This is a genomic window from Arthrobacter sp. ISL-95, from assembly GCF_018613695.1.
Lineage (GTDB): Bacteria > Actinomycetota > Actinomycetes > Actinomycetales > Micrococcaceae > Arthrobacter.
Genome location: NZ_JAGGPR010000008.1, coordinates 225666 through 242751, shown reverse-complemented (window position 1 = coordinate 242751; position 17086 = coordinate 225666). Strand labels below are relative to the sequence as shown.

General features: G+C 62.9%; 18 protein-coding genes and 1 pseudogene. 9 read left to right on the top strand and 10 right to left on the bottom strand.

The genetic code is table 11. The features are described 5' to 3' along the window. Positions 1–32 precede the first annotated feature (32 nt). The 3 genes and pseudogenes from J7I86_RS13275 to J7I86_RS13265 all read right to left on the bottom strand — a co-directional run bounded on the left by J7I86_RS13275 (position 33) and on the right by J7I86_RS13265 (position 3410). Positions 33–692, bottom strand: a complete 660-nt coding sequence (locus J7I86_RS13275) for a hypothetical protein (RefSeq protein WP_214820512.1) — start codon at positions 690–692, stop codon at positions 33–35. Positions 693–817: 125 nt separating this feature from the next. Further along, positions 818–1681 (bottom strand): hypothetical protein, encoded by an 864-nt coding sequence (locus tag J7I86_RS13270; protein WP_214820510.1) that lies wholly within the window; start codon positions 1679–1681, stop codon positions 818–820. A gap of 123 nt (positions 1682–1804) precedes the next feature. Further along, a pseudogene (locus J7I86_RS13265) lies at positions 1805–3410 on the bottom strand (alkaline phosphatase D family protein). A gap of 133 nt (positions 3411–3543) precedes the next feature. Here J7I86_RS13265 and J7I86_RS13260 point away from each other — a divergent pair. After that, positions 3544–3954, top strand: coding sequence for a hypothetical protein (locus J7I86_RS13260; RefSeq protein WP_286179740.1), 411 nt, complete (start codon positions 3544–3546; stop codon positions 3952–3954). Here J7I86_RS13260 and J7I86_RS13255 read toward each other — a convergent pair. The 3 genes from J7I86_RS13255 to J7I86_RS13245 all read right to left on the bottom strand — a co-directional run bounded on the left by J7I86_RS13255 (position 3936) and on the right by J7I86_RS13245 (position 7910). Then, positions 3936–6365 carry an HAD-IC family P-type ATPase gene (locus J7I86_RS13255; protein ID WP_214820507.1) on the bottom strand — a complete coding sequence of 810 codons (2430 nt, stop codon included), beginning with the start codon at positions 6363–6365 and terminating at the stop codon, positions 3936–3938. The genes J7I86_RS13260 and J7I86_RS13255 overlap by 19 nt on opposite strands. A 70-nt stretch (positions 6366–6435) precedes the next feature. Next, the gene (locus J7I86_RS13250; RefSeq protein WP_214820506.1) at positions 6436–6945 is read right to left on the bottom strand and encodes an isoprenylcysteine carboxylmethyltransferase family protein; all 510 of its coding nucleotides are present in this window, start codon (positions 6943–6945) and stop codon (positions 6436–6438) included. A gap of 20 nt (positions 6946–6965) precedes the next feature. Then, on the bottom strand, positions 6966–7910 hold the full coding sequence (locus tag J7I86_RS13245; RefSeq protein WP_214820504.1) for an NAD-dependent epimerase/dehydratase family protein: 945 nt from the start codon (positions 7908–7910) through the stop codon (positions 6966–6968). A gap of 145 nt (positions 7911–8055) precedes the next feature. On the opposite strand from J7I86_RS13245, the gene J7I86_RS13240 reads away from it, so the two are divergent. Genes J7I86_RS13240 through J7I86_RS13230 form a run of 3 tightly spaced genes read left to right on the top strand, consistent with a single transcriptional unit; the run spans position 8056 to position 10494 of the window. Next, the gene (locus J7I86_RS13240) at positions 8056–8799 is read left to right on the top strand and encodes a TetR/AcrR family transcriptional regulator (protein ID WP_214820502.1); all 744 of its coding nucleotides are present in this window, start codon (positions 8056–8058) and stop codon (positions 8797–8799) included. 17 nt (positions 8800–8816) lie between these two features. After that, on the top strand, positions 8817–9608 hold the full coding sequence (locus J7I86_RS13235) for an oxygenase MpaB family protein (RefSeq protein WP_214820501.1): 792 nt from the start codon (positions 8817–8819) through the stop codon (positions 9606–9608). Continuing rightward, the gene (locus J7I86_RS13230) at positions 9601–10494 is read left to right on the top strand and encodes a DUF817 domain-containing protein (RefSeq protein WP_214820734.1); all 894 of its coding nucleotides are present in this window, start codon (positions 9601–9603) and stop codon (positions 10492–10494) included. Before J7I86_RS13235 ends, J7I86_RS13230 begins: the two co-directional genes overlap by 8 nt. Here J7I86_RS13230 and J7I86_RS13225 read toward each other — a convergent pair. Further along, the gene (locus tag J7I86_RS13225; protein WP_214820752.1) at positions 10469–10636 is read right to left on the bottom strand and encodes a hypothetical protein; all 168 of its coding nucleotides are present in this window, start codon (positions 10634–10636) and stop codon (positions 10469–10471) included. The two genes, J7I86_RS13230 and J7I86_RS13225, sit on opposite strands and share 26 nt — an antisense overlap. A 177-nt stretch (positions 10637–10813) precedes the next feature. Between J7I86_RS13225 and dnaK the strand changes: the two genes are divergently transcribed. From dnaK to J7I86_RS13205, 4 genes are all read left to right on the top strand, one after another. Next, positions 10814–12685, top strand: coding sequence for a molecular chaperone DnaK (gene dnaK, locus J7I86_RS13220; protein ID WP_214820499.1), 1872 nt, complete (start codon positions 10814–10816; stop codon positions 12683–12685). Positions 12686–12687: 2 nt separating this feature from the next. Then, positions 12688–13347, top strand: a complete 660-nt coding sequence (locus tag J7I86_RS13215; RefSeq protein ID WP_089596351.1) for a nucleotide exchange factor GrpE — start codon at positions 12688–12690, stop codon at positions 13345–13347. An 87-nt stretch (positions 13348–13434) separates the two neighbouring features. After that, the gene (locus J7I86_RS13210; RefSeq protein WP_214820497.1) at positions 13435–14415 is read left to right on the top strand and encodes a DnaJ C-terminal domain-containing protein; all 981 of its coding nucleotides are present in this window, start codon (positions 13435–13437) and stop codon (positions 14413–14415) included. A 10-nt stretch (positions 14416–14425) separates the two neighbouring features. Beyond that, positions 14426–14854, top strand: a complete 429-nt coding sequence (locus J7I86_RS13205; RefSeq protein ID WP_141280640.1) for a heat shock protein transcriptional repressor HspR — start codon at positions 14426–14428, stop codon at positions 14852–14854. A 28-nt stretch (positions 14855–14882) separates the two neighbouring features. On the opposite strand, the gene J7I86_RS22875 is transcribed toward J7I86_RS13205, so the two are convergent. After that, positions 14883–15347: a hypothetical protein gene (locus tag J7I86_RS22875; RefSeq protein ID WP_286179738.1), complete on the bottom strand. Its 465-nt coding sequence runs from the start codon at positions 15345–15347 to the stop codon at positions 14883–14885. Between the two features lie 208 nt (positions 15348–15555). On the opposite strand from J7I86_RS22875, the gene J7I86_RS13195 reads away from it, so the two are divergent. Further along, a complete protein-coding gene (locus tag J7I86_RS13195; protein ID WP_214820495.1) occupies positions 15556–15858 on the top strand; it encodes a DUF3040 domain-containing protein in 303 nt (100 codons plus the stop codon). Between the two features lie 41 nt (positions 15859–15899). Here J7I86_RS13195 and J7I86_RS13190 read toward each other — a convergent pair whose 3' ends face one another. Both J7I86_RS13190 and J7I86_RS13185 read right to left on the bottom strand, forming a co-directional pair. Continuing rightward, positions 15900–16322 (bottom strand): hypothetical protein, encoded by a 423-nt coding sequence (locus J7I86_RS13190; RefSeq protein WP_214820493.1) that lies wholly within the window; start codon positions 16320–16322, stop codon positions 15900–15902. Positions 16323–16405: 83 nt separating this feature from the next. Continuing rightward, on the bottom strand, positions 16406–17056 hold the full coding sequence (locus J7I86_RS13185) for a CG0192-related protein (protein WP_214820491.1): 651 nt from the start codon (positions 17054–17056) through the stop codon (positions 16406–16408). Positions 17057–17086: the final 30 nt, after the last annotated feature.

The window sequence follows — 17086 nt, the reverse complement described above, 5'->3', positions numbered from 1 at the left end:
GCACCCGCCCGCCCGAGCAAATGGTTCCAGAATCAGAGCCAGCGAATGACCATAGGAAGTCTCTTGGTGCTGGCCGAAAGTTCCCGTTCAGTACCGTCCACCGCAACAGCGAAATGCTGAACTTCGTCAGCCGACGCAAGGACCTCGAAGTGCCCGGTAGCGTCACTCACGACAGCCTTAGCGGATGAATGGGCGTGGATATAGGCGTCAGGAATGCCTTTGTTGTGCACATCCACCAGTCGTCCACGGATCCGGCGGCTGGCACCTGACGTGCCCGTGACGGGCTGGGCGGGAGGATCGGAAGGTTCCTCGAAGCGAAGGGATACCGGGACGCGGACCAGAAACCCCAGCCCTTGCCCGATTGCACCGGAGTACTCCTCGGGCCGGAACTCGCCGTTGGATACAACGGAGTACTCGCTGTGGAGTTCCACGGCCAGAAGTAATTGCTCCATGTTGTCCAGTTGCCCGGGGCCGTGACATTCCACCGAAACCCTCAGCTCCAGGTCCAAGGCCGGGCCGTCACGGCGGGATCTTCCAACCCTGTTAAGGGCTACCGCCCGCACGGTGACCGGAGCATCGGGTGGGGGAACAACGGCGGTGGGGGACCCGTCGTCGAACCTTACATGCTGAGGGGCGACGGCGCCGGAAAGTACCCCCAGAAGGTCGGACAGCGACGAACGCACATGGCCCACGGCAGAACCCCAGCCGGACAGAGATCCACTAATTCAACTGGAACTAGGCTACTCCCGCAGTTGCCCGTAGTCACTGGGATTCAGAGGTAACTCCAACCGATTGAAGGCATGGGTCCGCCGGGATCCTACGTGTAGGACTCCACCCGCTCCACGGGCATGCCCGAGCGCCACGAATTCAGGGCCAAGGCTGCAGAAAGCAGCATCGCTACGAGGCCTACGGTCAGGCTCAGTGCGAGGTTGAGTCCACTGCCGAAGTGCGCTGCCAGCGGAGCCAAACCCAGCGCCGAGCCGCCCACGGCGGCAGCACCAAGTTCACCGCGCCAAATGTGGGAAAAGCGCCACCAAAATGCCTGCTTCGGTCCGGGCGTGAGGGTGCTGATGCTGCGGGCAAGAAGGCGGTTATACGTCAACTTCTTCAGCAGGGACATGGCAACCATGGCGGTGATGGCGCCAGAGATCAGGCCGTAGACCACCACGATGAACCAGAGTTGGCTGCGCGCAGTGGAACCATCCTTGGCGGCGATCAGCCCCTGGGTGTCCAGATAAGCAGGCAAGGCAAGAACCGCGAACCATGCTGCGAAGCCCACCAGGACCAGGAACCCATGAATCACAGGGTTGATGGGGCGAAGGTCCACACGCCACGTTCCCGGCTTGCCCCGAGGCTGTTCTTCTTCTCGGAGCAAGCTCCACGTGCCGCGCAGCGCGAAATTGCCGAAGACCAGCGCAATGAACCCAAACATGAGCACCAAGAACGGCGCTGCAATGGTTGTGGTGCCGGTCCGGTCATCCGGAAAGACCTCGCGAATGGGTGTCCCGCTACCAGTGAGCACCAACAGGAAGGCCACCAGGCCGACCCCAGCCAGGGTTAGGGCAATGCCCAATATTAAGGTCAGTTTGCCGAACCTTCGGCCACGTCTGACAGCTGCGCCAGGCACGGACCCGTTCCGGTGTGCCTTGCCGTTTAGCGTTGCCTTGCTCTTGGCCGTCATACCGTCCTTTCGGGCAACGCCTGCAAAGGTCGTTGCCTTACCAAGGTAATGGCAGGACCGTCCTTTTCGTAATGCCCTCAAAGCACCCCGGAAGGGCACTATCCGTACAAAAACTCTGCAGGATCAGACGAGGCCTGGGATGCGGTCGTTGATCGTGAATGACTTCTTGGTGCTGACCGGCGCGCCCGGGGTGGTGACGTAGTCCAGCACACGGAAGTCGGCGGTCAGGGCGTCCTTGGTGATGCGCGTGTTCACGTACCCGCGGTTGTCGTTGTAGAACTTCAGGTGCGGGTTCCAGGCCATGGTGGGATCGGTGGTGGATCCCGTGCCATCGCCGGTGGACGTGATGGAGGAGCACACCAGTTCCGAGCCCACCACAGGTGCCGCCGGGTCCTTGTAGTCCACTTTGAGGTCGGTGGCCCAGTGGCGGTGAACATCGCCGGTGAGTACGACGGCGTTGCGCACCTTGGCATCAACCCAGCCTTGGGCGATGCGGCGGCGGGAAGCAGCGTAACCGTCCCAGCCATCCATGGAGACGTCGTCGATGTCCGGTGCTTTGTCACGGTCCCGCTCGGCGAAGAAGACCTGCTGGCCCAGGATGTCCCACCGCTGCGTGGAATTCCTGAAGCCGTCCAGCAGCCACTTCTCCTGCTCGGCCCCGGTGATGGTGCGGTTGTCGTCCAGGCGCCCGGCGACGTTCTTCTGCCAGCCGTCACCCGCGAGTTGATCGTCCCGGTACTGCCGAGTGTCCATCATGTGGAAGTTGGCCAGTTGGCCCCATTGGACAGTGCGGTAGATCTTCATGTCGAACCCGGCGGGGACTGATGACCGGCGCAGCGGCATGTTCTCGTAGTACGCCTGGAACGCTGCCGAGCGGCGCTGGCGGAAGTGCTCAGTGGTGTCGTTGAGCTGCGTCGTTGTTCTCCGGGATGTCGTCGGCCCAGTTGTTGTCCACTTCGTGGTCATCCCACACCACCAACCACGGCGCGATTGCGTGCGCGGCCTGAAGATCGGCGTCGGACTTGTACTGGGCGTGCCGCTGGCGGTAGCCGGCCAGGCTCACGGTCTCGGGACCCTCGTGGTCGCGCGGGTTTCCGCCGCCGATCACGTAACTGCCCTTCTTGTACTCGTACAGGTAGTCGCCCAAGTGCAGTACCAGATCCGGGTGATCCTCGGCCAGGCGCTTGTATGCGGTGAAATAGCCGTGCTCGTACTGGGCACAACTGGCGAAAGCCATGGCCAGGGCAGCGGGGGTTTCACCGGGTGCCGGGCTTGTCAGCGTGCGCCCCACTTCGCTCAGGTGCCGCCCGGTCCGGAAGCGGTAGAAGTACTCCCGCCCCGGCTTGAGGCCCTTGAGTTCGACGTGCACCGAGTGGGCGGTTTCGCTCCTGGCATGTTCGACGCCGCGGGCTGCTACCCGGCGCATCGCCGGGTCTTCGGCAACTTCCCAGGCAACGGCTGCGTTGCGGGAGGGCATGCCGCCCAGGCCGTCCTCGGCCAGGGGGTTCACTGCCAGGCGGGTCCAAATGACAAAACCATCGGGCCAAGGCTCTCCCGACGCGATGCCCAGTGTGAAGGGATTGGTGCGGAGACCGGCGTCGTCCGCTGTTGATACCGCGACGCCGGGACGGACGGCGGCAGGATCCGCCACGGCGGTGCCTGGCAAGGCGGCGACGAGTCCGGCCCCAAGGCCGGCGGTGATGAGGGATCTGCGGGAGATGTTTTCCATAAGGCCGACTCTAGGAAGCCCGGGTTGACGAGATCCAAGGGCGGCATGAATGCATGGTTAATTGTGTGACAAAAGGTGTCACCCCACCGCGAAGCCCTCATCGCCCTGATGGGGGCTCGTCTATGCTCAGTTCATGACTACGGGGGAGAGCCGTCAGCGGCCCGGAGTGGTGACGTTCTCAGTGGTGCTCATGTACATCGGTGGCATCGCGCAGATCCTCTTGGGGATCCTCACAATTTTTCTGCGTTACACCCCGGAGGCCCAATCCGGCGGTATTGCCCTGCCTATCACGCTGTTCGGCGCAGGAATGATCCTGTTCGGATTATTGGTGATCGGGCTGGCCTCCGGCGTGGCACGGGGAAGCGAGGCTGCCAGGCGTGGTGCAACGGCGGTCATGTTCCTCGGTTTGGCCTTTGCTGTGGTGGACCTCATTGTTGCTGCTGACGGAGACTGGTCTGCTGTCATTATCCAGTCCATCGCGACGGTTGCCGTGGTGGTTCCACTGTGGGTTGGCCGGGGCCGCCGCTATTTCGAGGCGCGCTGACGCAGGGCATCCTGAGCGTCCCGGTACGCCACGCGGCGGTGAACGAAGCGGACGATTTCGATCAGCCCGACGCACGCCGCCGACGTTCCCAGGACGAGTAGTGCCGTGGGCAGCGTTGGGTCGGTGAATTGCAGGAAATCGCGGGCGATCGGCACGGAATACACCAACACCAGCCCGATCATCATCGCCCCGATGACCAGGCCCTTGAAACGGGTGACCGGACGCGAGAGCACCACCAGGATCCAGATGCCGATGATTGCCAGGATAAGCGTTGACCCGGTCCGGATCTCCGCTTCCGGAATCTGCATATTTGCGGCAAGGCGGGCGTAGGAGGCGAGCCCCAAGGTCACGGAGACGCCGGCCGGCACGGCAAACGTCAGCGAGCGCCGCAGGAAACCGGGAATGTAGCGCTGGGCGTTGGGCAGCAAGGCCAGGAAGAACGCGGGTATGCCGATAGTCAGGCCATCCGTGACCGAGAGTTGCCGTGGAAGAAACGGGAAAGGCAGCAGGAGGATGCCGAACGCGATGGCAAGGAAGGTGGCGTAGGCGGTCTTGGTGAGGAACAGCATGGAGACGCGCTCAATGTTGGCAATCACTTGGCGGCCCTCGGCAACCACGCTGGGCAGGTGGGAGAACTTGCCGTCCAGGAGCACCAACCGAGCCACCGCCTTAGTGGCAGCGGCACCGGAATTCATGGCCACCCCGATGTCTGCTTCCTTGATGGCCAAGGCATCATTGACGCCGTCGCCGGTCATGGCCACTGTGCGGCCCGCACCCTTCAACGTCACCACGATCCTCTTCTTCTGGTCCGGGGTTACCCGGCCGAAGACAACGTGGTTGTTGATGGTCTCAAGAAGTTCCTGGTCGTCGTCGGGCAGTTCCCTCGCATCAAAGCCGTAGGGTGCATCCAGCCCCACTTCCCGGGCGATGGCGGCAACCGTCTGGGGGTTGTCACCGGAAATGATCCGGACATCCACGTCCTGCGCTGCGAAATACGTGAGTGTCTCGGCAGCATCGGGTCGGATGTTCTCCTTGAACGTCAGGAGCACTACCGGGACAGCATCGGCGGGAACGGTCTCGTCGTCAGTGGGCGTGCCGTGTGCCAGGACCAGGGTGCGCCGGCCGGTGGCTGCCAACTCCACTGCTTGCGTGGCGAGTTGCTGAAGCACGGGATCGCTGTGGTTGCGCGCCGGGAACACCATTTCCGGCCCGCCCAGAACCCACATTCCGTCGTCGAAGATCACCGCGCTCCACTTACGGGCGGAGGAGAACGGCACCCGATCAAGCGGGACGCCGGCTGGATCGTTGAAGTGCCCCTTGAGACTGCGGGCCGTTGCGTTGGCATCTTTCTGCACGCCATACCAGGAAAGAACGGACTCCCAACCGGGCCGGGCGGTGAGGGGGTGCGCCGCGTCGAAAACGATGTCGCCTTGGGTGAGCGTCCCGGTCTTGTCCAAGCAGATGATATCCACGCGAGCCAGCCCCTCTACGGCTGGGAGCTCCTGCACCAGGACCTGTTGCCGGGCCAGTTTCACAGCCCCGACGGCGAAGGTAATGCTGGTCATCAGCACCAGGCCCAGGGGGACCATGGCGACGACGGCGGCAATAGTCGCCGTCGCCGCCTCACGCCACGCTCCACTTGCAGAGGCTTCGGCCCACCCGCCCTGGGCCATCATCTGTGCGTTCAAAACCAACAGCGCCACGGGACCGACAAACCAGGTCACCCATTTCAGGACACGGTCGATCGAGGAGCGGAGCTCAGAGGCCACCAGCGAGAACCGTTTGGCTTCGGCAGCGAGGGAGTTGGCGAAGGAGTCCGCGCCCACCCGGTCCACTACCGCTGAGCCTTCGCCTGCCACTACAACAGAGCCGGACAAGACGCGGTCCCCGTCCTCCTTTTCAACGGCGTCGGACTCGCCGGTGAGCATGGATTCATCCACTTGGAGTCCACGCGAGCCGGTCAGCACTCCGTCCGCGGGCACTTGGTCACCGGCCCTCAGGATGAGGGTGTCGTCCAACACCACGTCATCCAGGGCAATTTCCGCCTCGGAACCTTCACGCATCACCCGGGCATGCGGTGCATTCAGAAGTGCCAAACGGTCCAATGCCCGCTTTGCCCGGTACTCCTGGACGCTGCCGATCACCGCGTTGGCCACAGCACTGAAGCCAAAGAGCGCATCCTGCCAGCGACCAATCGCGAACAGAACAATGAAGCAGGCCAAGATGATGCCGTTGAACAGGGTGAGCACGTTGGCGCGGACGATGCTCCACACACTGCGGCTGGTGTCCTGGACGAACGCGTTGGTTTGCCCCGCGGCCACCCTCTCGGCAACCTCGGCAGTGCTTAGGCCTTGCGCCGAGGCCGCCCTTTGTTGGATGGCAGCGCCGGGGTGCTGGTTCTCGTTTGGCACTCATGCCCCCGTTGTTGAGGTGGTGGAGCGATGGGTCTGAGTATGCCAGCCGCGGACGGTAATGTCGCCGTCAGCCATGCCACGGCGTGAGCCTTGGCCACCACCCAGGGACGTTACGTCGGTAGGTGAGGTACTGCTCGCCATAGGTCTCGGTGAGAGTAGGCTCCTCGTACCCCTTCACGAAAGCGACCACGGCGGTCAGAGCGAGCAGTGCATAAATGACCAGCGCCCAGCTGGCGAACAGCAAGGCTTGGCCGAGAATGATGCTGAGAACCGAGAGGTACATCGGATTCCGCACAAAACGGTAAACGCCGGTCACCACGAGCGTCTGGGTTGGGGCGATCGGAGCGGGCGTACCGCGGTGCAGGGCGAACAGTGCGAAAGCGTGCAGCAGGAAAGCCACCCCGACGCCAATGGCGATCCAGGAGGATACCGCCACGATCCCGGCGGCGCTGCCCCAGTCGCGCCAACGCCAGCCGGAGATGAGCCACGGAATGAATCCCGCAACGACGCCAGGAGCGAGGAACAGGAACAGAACCGTGCCGACCCATGCTCGCGCAGGCGATGTTGATGGGGCCATGCGCGTCAGGTTAGCCCCCTTCAGCCCATCATGCGACCCTCCCGCCGCGCGGTGCCCCGCCACCACGCCACCGTGGCCGCTGCTGCTTCCCCCAAGGGTGTGGGTTCAAGTCCGAGCATCCGCTGGCTTGCGGCCGAGTCCATCACGAACGGACGCTCAAACTGGTACAGCATTTCTGCCAGTTCACGCATGTCAATGGAGAAGAGGCCTGCTGCCCGCAAAACCAAACCCGGCACGGCGCTCACTTTTGCGACGGACACTCCTGCAGCGCCGGCGTAGGCTGCGGCCATTTCGCGCTGGGTCATCGGCGGGCCGGTGGGCGCGTGCAGCACGATGTTCCATAGCTGGGGATTCAATGCTGCGGCGATCATGGCCGCGGCGAGGTCCGGAACGTAGGTGAAAGAGTGAGGCTGATCCGCGCTTCCGATTGCCTGGATTCGCTTGCCCGCCAGGACCAAGGGGACCATGCGTTCCCCGGCGTGGGCCATTTTCACGCGCGGCCCAAAGAAGTCTCCTGCTATGACGCTCACGGTATTGGCAGTGTGCGCCTCACGTGCTTTCAGCAGCTGGACGCGGATCCCGCGCTTGCCCCCTGTGGCTTCCCGCGGGCTCGATTCGGTCATGATCCGGTCCGGCTTGCTGTACGAATAGAGGCTTTCAGGGAAGACGACGACGGCGCCCGCGGCCGCCGCTGCGTCCATCACCACTTGCTCGGCTTGGGGGAGTTCGGCGGCCCACGTTGATGCCCGGTAAGCGGAAGCGTGGATGCAGTGGAAGACTGCGCTGGCACCGGCGATGGCTTGGGAGAGCTGTTCGCGATCGGACGCGTCCACCTGCAGACGCTCTACCAGTGGATGGTCCGGGCCGCTGCCTGATCGGGTGAGGACTCGCACGTCATGCCCCTGCTCTGCGAGCTGTTCCGCGACTGTGTAACCTACGGGCCCTGCTCCGGTGACGACATACATGTGGTCCTTCTTTCAGGTTGTTTTCACTTTGAAAATCAAAGCAAGAGCACTGCTCTTTGAATCCAGAATGAGCGTTACGCAACGCAAAGTCAAGAGCAGTGCTCTCAATTGTTGGCGGCGCTCTCCCTTGTGGCAAGCTATTGGCATGACGTCAGCCGAACCCACCCCAGCCAAGGCCAAGACAAAGCCCCCCACTCCGCGGGAGCGGGCGCGCATGCAAACAATCGCCGACATCACCCGCTTGGGGCGCGAGCACCTTGCCCTCCACGGCGCAGCCGCCTTATCCCTGCGCGCTGTCGCAAGGGATCTCGGCGTCGTTTCGTCAGCTGTCTATCGGTATGTCCAAAACCGCGACGAACTCCTCACGCTCCTGCTCATAGATGGGTACAACGAGCTGGGCGACGAGGTGGGCGCAGCAGTGGACGCTATGCCGGAGGATGACTTCGCCGGACAGTTCATAGCGCTCGCAAAGGCGGTCCGCAGCTGGGCCATCCGTGAACCCGCCAGCTACTCCCTGCTTTTCGGCAGCCCGGTACCCGGGTACCAGGCTCCGGGCGAGCGCACTACCGTCCCGGGAACGCGAGTCATCGTTCGCCTCGTGGGTATCTTTGATGCCGCGTACAGGGCAGGTGCGCTCAACGCCGAGGTGCTCCCCGCCGTCGTGATTCCCGAAAAGCTGGCCGCGGACCTCGCAGCCATTCGGGCCGAGCTGAATCTCGCGGCGCCCGATACTTCATTGACGCGGGGGGTGTTGGTGTGGACGTCGGTGTTCGGTGCCGTCAGTTTCGAGGTGTTTGGGCAGTACGGCCCGGACACTTTCACCGCGAGGGATGAGCTGTTCGAGCATCAACTGAGAGTGCTGCAGGGCGTCGTAGGGCTCCAAGGCTAGGGCGCTACAGTATTCAGATGGCTCGAGGACTTGCAGACATTGGCGCGGAAGGTGTTCTTCTGGCCGGTGCAGGCCGCGCGATCCTCCTTCAAATCGCCGATCCCCGGGTTGGCCATGGCGTTGCGGACCACAGCAACTTCGCGCACAGGCCGCAGGACAGGCTTCGGGCCACGCTGACCTATGTTTACGCTGTGGTTTACGGCACCGAAGAGCAGGTCGCGGCCGTACGCCGGGCGGTCAACCGGGCCCACACGCCGGTTCGCCGGAACGCTGACGGCACATCCGCCGGCTACAACGCCTTTGACGCCGATTCCCAGCTTTGGGTTGTCGCCACCCTTTACGACACCGCGGTGACCGTTTACCAGCAGGTTCACGGACCGCTCGATGACGAAACCGCGGACCTCATGTACCGCGACTATGCGAGGATCGGGACGGAGCTGCAGCTCCCGCCGAATAAGTGGCCTGCTGATCGTGCCGCCTTTGCTGAGTACTGGGACGGGCACGTGGCACTGTTGCGGCCCGACGAGAAAGCCCGCAAAATCGCCCAAGACTTGCTCTACCCGGCAGCAGCTCCTGCCCTGATGCGCTTGGCCATGCCGCTGGCCCGCTTCCTCACTGCGGGCTTGTTGCCCGAGCACGTTCGTGAAGGTTTCGGATTCGAATGGGGGCCGGGTCAGGCGCGGCGCTTCAAACAGACCATGCGCATCTTGGGACGCGTTTATCCGCGGCTGCCGCAGCGGCTCCGCCACTGGCCTAGGGACTACTACTTGAGCCAACTCAACCCAGATGAGGCGCCTCATGGTGCGTAACTTCTCCTCGGTTGAGCAGTCCATTGACGATCTCGCCCATGGGTATCTCGACCGAGCCCGCGGGGGTCGGATGCGCGAGAGGCTCACGGAGTTCGTCGTCTTCGGACTGAAACAGGCGTGGGCTTGTGTGTTCGGCGCAGCGTTGCTCGCGGTGATCATCGCAGCCCGGCTCTGGTACCCGGACCATGCGGGCCTTGCCCGGAACGACTTCCTCACCCTCGCCGCCGTCGTTATTCAGGTTCTGATGATCAGTTTCAAACTTGAGACGCTCCGCGAGCTACGGGTGATCCTGCTGTTCCACGTGGTGGGGACCGTGATGGAACTGTTCAAAACGGACGTCGGATCCTGGGCCTACGAGGCCGAGGGTGTCCTGCGCATCGGGGCCGTGCCGTTGTTCAGCGGGTTCATGTACGCCGCAGTGGGTTCCTATATGGTGCGGGTTTTCCGACTGTTCGACCTCCGCTTCGATCGGTACCCGCGCCGGTGGATCACGGCTCTTGTGGCCGGCGCGATTTACGTGAACTTCTTCTCGCACCACTACATCTTGGACCTCCGCTGGGTGCTGCTGGCCGCCGTCGTGCTTGTCTACGGGCGGTGCGTCATGCACTTCAGGGTGTTCCGGCGCCGCTTCCGCATGCCCATTCTGGTGTCGTTCCTGCTGGTGGCGCTGTTCATCTGGTTCGCCGAGAACATCGGCACATGGTCGCGTGCGTGGCTGTATCCGAACCAGCTCGAGGGCTGGCAGGCGGTCTCCATAGACAAGCTTTTGGCGTGGTTCCTGCTGATGATCATCTCGGTGGTGCTGGTGGCATGGGTGTACAAGCCGGAGCCGCTCGACGCCTCTGGCACCCCGGAGGTTCCTAGGCTTCGCCGCGTAGCGCCTTGAGTGCCATGCGGCGCGCCTGAAGCAAGGGTTCGACGTCGGCAACTCGGGTGAGGCCCGTGAACTCCATCGCGTCAGTCTGCCAGTTCACCGTAGGCGAAACCAGCCATCCAGCCGCGGAATTCCGGGGCTTCTTTGGGCTCAAAAAACTAAGTTGAGCGTACTTCACTCAACTTTGGATTGACTTAAATCTGAGGCTGAGTACAGTTGAGTGCAGAACGCTCAACTAGCCGATTGTTGAGCAGGCTTCCGGCACGTAGACCGCCCAGCGGACCGCTGTCAGGTGCAATCTCCAACATCGGCCATTGAAAGGAAACAAGATATGTCACGTGCAGTAGGTATCGACCTCGGAACCACCAACTCCGTGGTCTCTGTTCTCGAAGGTGGCGAGCCCACCGTCATTGCCAACGCAGAAGGCGGCCGCACCACGCCGTCAGTCGTTGCGTTCTCCAAGTCCGGCGAAGTCCTGGTTGGCGAAATCGCCAAGCGCCAGGCCGTCAACAACATCGACCGCACCATCGCTTCCGTCAAGCGCCACATGGGCACCGACTGGAACGTCGCCGTCGATGACAAGAAGTACACGCCGCAGGAAATCTCCGCGCGTATCCTCATGAAGCTCAAGAACGACGCCGAGAGCTACTTGGGTGAAAAGGTCACCGACGCTGTGATCACCGTTCCGGCATACTTCAACGACGCCGAACGCCAGTCCACCAAGGAAGCCGGCGAAATCGCAGGCCTCAACGTCCTCCGCATTGTCAACGAGCCCACCGCGGCTGCACTGGCCTACGGCTTGGACAAGGGCAAGGAAGACGAACTCATCCTGGTCTTCGACCTCGGTGGCGGAACCTTCGACGTCTCCCTCCTCGAGGTTGGCAAAGACGAAGACAACTTCTCCACCATCCAGGTCCGCGCAACCGCCGGTGACAACCGCCTCGGTGGCGACGACTGGGACAACCGCGTTGTCGAGTGGCTCCTGAGCCAGCTCAAGGTCAAGGGCATCGACCTCTCCAAGGACAAGATCGCCCTTCAGCGTCTCCGTGAAGCTGCCGAGCAGGCCAAGAAGGAACTGTCCTCCTCCACCAGCACCAACATCTCCCTCCAGTACCTGTCCGTCACCCCCGACGGCCCGGTTCACTTGGACGAGCAGCTGACCCGTGCCAAGTTCCAGGACCTCACCAAGGACCTGCTGGACCGCACCAAGAAGCCGTTCCAGGACGTCATTGCGGAAGCCGGCATCAAGGTTTCGGACATCGACCACATCGTGCTCGTCGGTGGTTCCACCCGTATGCCTGCTGTCTCCGAGCTCGTCAAGGAACTCGCCGGCGGCAAGGAGCCCAACAAGGGCGTCAACCCGGATGAAGTTGTGGCCGTTGGCGCTGCACTGCAGGCCGGTGTCCTGAAGGGTGAGCGCAAGGACGTCCTCCTCATCGATGTCACCCCGCTGTCCCTCGGCATCGAAACCAAGGGTGGCGTCATGACGCACCTCATCGAGCGCAACACCGCTATCCCCACCAAGCGTTCCGAGACCTTCACCACCGCTGACGACAACCAGCCGTCCGTGGCCATCCAGGTCTTCCAGGGCGAGCGTGAATTCACCCGCGACAACAAGCCGCTGGGCACGTTCGAACTGACCGGCATTGCTCCGGCTCCGCGCGGCGTTCCGCAGGTTGAGGTCACCTTCGACATCGACGCCAACGGCATCGTTCACGTCTCTGCCAAGGACAAGGGCACCGGCAAGGAACAGTCCATGACCATCACCGGCGGTACGGCACTGTCCAAGGACGACATCGACCGTATGGTCCGTGAAGCCGAAGAGCACGCTGCAGAGGACAAGGCCCGCCGCGAAGCTACGGACACCCGTAACTCCGCAGAGCAGCTCGCCTACTCCGTGGACAAGCTGATCGCCGACAACGACGACAAGCTGCCCGAGGAAGTCAAGACCGAGGTCAAGGCCGACGTCGACGCCCTCAAGTCCGCGCTGGAAGGCACCGACGACGCCGCTGTGAAGACTGCGTTCGAGAAGCTCCAGGCCTCCCAGACCAAGCTCGGCGAAGCCATCTACTCGCAGGCTGCTGCAGCTGACGCTCCGGGTGCCGGCGCTGAAGGTGCTCCTGCCGGTGAGCAGACGGGTTCTGCTGCTGACGAGGACATCGTCGACGCCGAAATCATCGACGAAGACGAAGCGAAGAAGTAGTCATGCCTCACCACGGCAACGAAGCAGAGCACTCAGAAGGCAACGAGCCGCGTAAGCCAGTTATTCGCGACAACCGCAAGGTTGACCCGGAGACCGGCGAAGCACGTCAGCCTGATAGCGAAGCTGCGGCTCCCACCGAAGGCAACGCTGCTCCCACGGACGGCGACGCCCTCTCCCAGGCTGAGGAAATCCTCAACGGGGTAGAGGTGCCGGCCGAGGAATCGGTAGCCTCCGGTGCCGCGGCTGAAGCCCAGGCTGCGGAACTCCGCAACGACCTCCTCCGCCTTCAAGCTGAGTACGTCAACTACCGCAAGCGGGTCGAACGCGACCGCGCCGTAGCAGGAGAGATGGCCGTCATCGGCGTCCTGAACTCCCTGCTCCCGGTGCTGGACGACGTCGACGCCGCACGCCAGCACGGTGACCTCGAAGGCGGCCCCTTCGCCGCCATCGCCACCAAGCTGGAGAACGCGCTGAAGACGTACGGACTGGAACGCATCGCAGATACCGGAGTCGAATTCGACCCCACCATCCACGAGGCACTCATCCAGCAGCCCGGCGAAGACATCGAGGTTGACACAGTCAGCCAGGTACTGCGCTCCGGGTACCGCTCCGGCGAGCGTGTCCTGCGTGCAGCTCAGGTCATCGTCGCGGTTCCGGCCTAGTACCCCTCTCGAGATGGCAGTTCGTGACAATGATTGAGTAAACATTGGCACGAACTGCCATCTCGTTCCCAACGAAAGGAAACGCTCTTGGCCAGCCAGGACTGGGTTGAAAAGGATTTTTACGCGATCCTTGGTATTGCCAAGGACGCGTCCGACGCGGATATCAAGAAGGCTTATCGCAAGCTAGCCCGCGAGCATCACCCTGATACGAACTCGGGCGATGCTGCAGCGGAGAAGAAGTTCAAGGACATCTCCGAGGCTTACTCGGTGTTGTCCAATCCCGAGGACCGCCAACAGTACGATGCCATCCGCGCCATGGGTGGTGCCCGGTTCGCTCCGGGTGCCGGTGCCGGGCGCGGGGGAGCAGGAGCCAACGGCGGGTTTGAGGACCTCTTTGGCGGTCTGTTCGGCGGCGGGCCGGGTGCCCGTCAACCTGCAGGCGGCGGCATCCCTCCGGAGTTCGCTGACCTGTTCGGTGGTGGCTTCGGCGGAGCCGGCCCCACCGGGTTCCAGCGTGCACCGCAAAAGGGCGCGGACCGTACGGCCACCACGTCCATCTCGTTTGCCGGTTCCATCAAGGGCACCACTGTGAGCCTGCGTGAGAGTAACGGCAACGTGATCGACGTCAAGATTCCCGCCGGCATCAAGGACGGGCAGAAAGTCCGTCAGCGCGGCAAGGGCAACGCTGGCCCGGCCGGCAACGGCGACCTCATCATCACGGTGAGCGTCAAACCCCACGACTTTTTCCACCGCAACGGCGATAACATCCGCATCCATGTGCCCGTCACGTTTGCGGAAGCGGCGCTTGGCGCCACCATTGAGGTGCCAACGCTCGACGGCGACACCGTCAAGGTTCGCGTCCCGGCTGGAACTCCGTCAGGCCGCACCCTCCGTGTGAAGGGGCGCGGGGTGAAGACGTCCAAGGCGACCGGTGACCTGCTGGTGACAATCGACGTCGCGGTTCCGCAGAACCTGAACAAGGAAGCAGAGGAAGCTGTCAAGGCTTTCGCTGCGGCAACCACCGATGCAAACCCGCGTAACGATCTGGCCGCAAAGGCCCGGTTATAGGGAGGCGGTCATGGCTATCGACGTCAACCAGCCGATCTTTGTCATCTCCGTGGCTGCGGAGCTTGCCGACATGCATCCGCAGACGTTGCGCCAGTACGACCGTTTGGGCATCGTTTCGCCCAGCCGTGCTCCCGGCAAGTCCCGCCGTTACTCTCAGAACGACGTCAACAAACTGCGGGAGGTCCAGCGCCTCTCGCAGTCCGGCGTCTCGCTTGAAGGCATTAAACGCATCCTCGATCTCGAAAACCAGGTTGCTGCCCTGCAGTACCGGGTAGCTGAGCTGACGGAAGAGTTGTCGCGCCGCCGCTCACCCGTGGACGCGCGGATTTTCGCGGCAGGTGCGGCGGGTGACGTCGTCAGCCTGGCCCGTGGACAGCGACCCCGTGCACGATCGCAGGCCGTTGTGGTGTGGCGGCCACGGCAGGGCGAGAACCTTTAGCCCTTCGGGAACCTTTTGCTCCCCGGACCTACGGCAAAGTCCTGTCCCAGCTGACCAGTACCCGGGCAGCACCCGCTTCGGTCCGCTCCACGTTGACCACAATCTGCGACTCTTTGGCTCCCATGCCCCGAATCTGCTGCTTGTAGTCCTCAACATGTTCCAGCAGAGACTCTTCGGTCCATTCACCCGGGCGCATCCTCGTGGAGATTTCCACCGGCTCTTCCGGGACCAAGATCTCCGCCGGCTGTTCCACATGGGGTTGCGAAGCATCCAATGGCGACGTTCCCACCCTGGAAGCCCCGCTTGGATCCCGCCGACGGTCCCTGAGAGGCTCGGACTCTCCCGGCGGTACCAGCATGCGGAAGCCGAAAACTCCACCCGCTATGCCGGCCACGAGACCGGCGGCAATAAGCCACATCGCCCTACGGGGTCCGCGGCGCTTGGGAACCGCTTCAGTGGTGCTCAGTGCATTCTTAGCGCTTTGTCGTGCCATGGGAATTCAACTTTCCAGTGGGCGGTTGGGTGTTCCGTGCTCTTGGTGCGTCAGAATCCTGCCCTACCATCGTAAGCATGCTTAGGACCGTTGGTAAGAACGAGGCATCGGGAAGATAATGAAGGCATAGCACGGCAAGCAGAGCTCGTGCTGATGTTCTGAGCATCGACGCACGGTTGGCGGCCTGCTCGTGTGGTGAGGAATTCCGATGTCATTGTCGGATGAAGAACGCAGGAGCTTGGAAGAGCTGGAACGGGATCTCGCGTCAACAGATCCCGATCTCGCTTATGAGCTGAAGTCCGGCCGCCCACGTGGTGCGGTGGCGCGCACCGTTCTGGGCAGTCTGGCCGTTGTGGCCGGTTTCGTCATGGTTATCGCCGGGATCATTACTCAGCTGGTTTTCCTGGGCGTGGTCGGTTTCCTGCTGGCCAGCGGCGGGGCTTATTGGCTGGTGGCCGGGACGTCGCTGCGGAGGCGAACAAAACCGCACGACGACGGCCCGGCACCTTAGCCGCTTTCCGCACCTGAAGAGGTCCGGGGCCTTTCCGGGCGTTAGGGGACCGGGGGCACCGGCGGTTGGGCAGGGGTTTCCGGCCGCTTGACCGGCTCAGGTTCGCCCGGAGGCAGCATCGTGCGCCAAGCAAACACTGCGCCTGCACCCACCAGAGCAGCAGCAATTGCGGTGAACCAGATGGCCCGGCCGGAGCTGCGCTGGGTGGTCTTCCGGCTGAGTGCCTCGGTGGCCTTCTTAACGGCCTTGGTGGCTGTGCGTTTAGCTTCCTTGGCGGATTTCTTGTTGCCGGTCAGAGTGAGCATTACGCCCTGAACCACGGAAGGGACGTCGGCATGGTTGATTCGGGCCAAAGCCCACCTCACCACTGCATCTGTTTGGGCGGATTTGCCCTCTGTTGCATGCGTTACCCACTCCCGTGCAAGATCCTGGGCGGCGGGAAAGATGCTTTGCGCTTTATACATGCTGAACCTCTCACGTTTAGACGACTTTCTTGCCAGCCTACGCCGCAGCACCTGCGACCAACAGATGCCCCCGGCGTCGACGGTTAGTTCCGAACCACCGATGCCAGCTCCACCGGGTTCTCCAGCCCGGCCCACTGTCCATTGAGGATCAGGTCCCCGTGAAGCTCCGGAGCTGCAGCGGTATTGGCCGATGCATCCGCTGCCACATCCAGGACCCGGGTAACCTTCAACCGCAGCTCACCGGCATCGATGATGGTCACGCCGCTCCCGGATACCGGCGCCGAAGCACTCAAGGCGGGGACGACGTCGTCGAGCTTTCCGCTGCCCTTCACCGTGACAGTGCTGGGGCGGGGCTCGGGCTCGCCGTCGACGATCAGCTCGGCCTCTTTCTGGCCGGTGATGATGGCAGTGGCGAGGACCTTGACGTAGACGGGATCGGCGCAGGCGTCGTAAACCCAGCGCTTGCCCAGGACCGAGTGGTCCATGGTGCCGATGAGCCATTCTTCGGCGCCGGCCAGCTCGTAGCCGCGGTAGCTGAGGGGAACTTGGTAGACGCGCTCGCCGGCAGTGATGACGTGCGTCTCCAGGCCCACCTCGCCGGCGGGATCGTCAAAGCGGTAGGCGCCAATGAGCTCCGGTGAACCATCCTGGATGAACCAGGGCTGCTTGGGGAGGTAGTCAGCGATGAGTTCGAGCTTGGACGGGGACAGGGTTGCCTTGTGAATGATCGCCATGGTCTCCAGCCTAGGGCAGCGGGCGTGGCT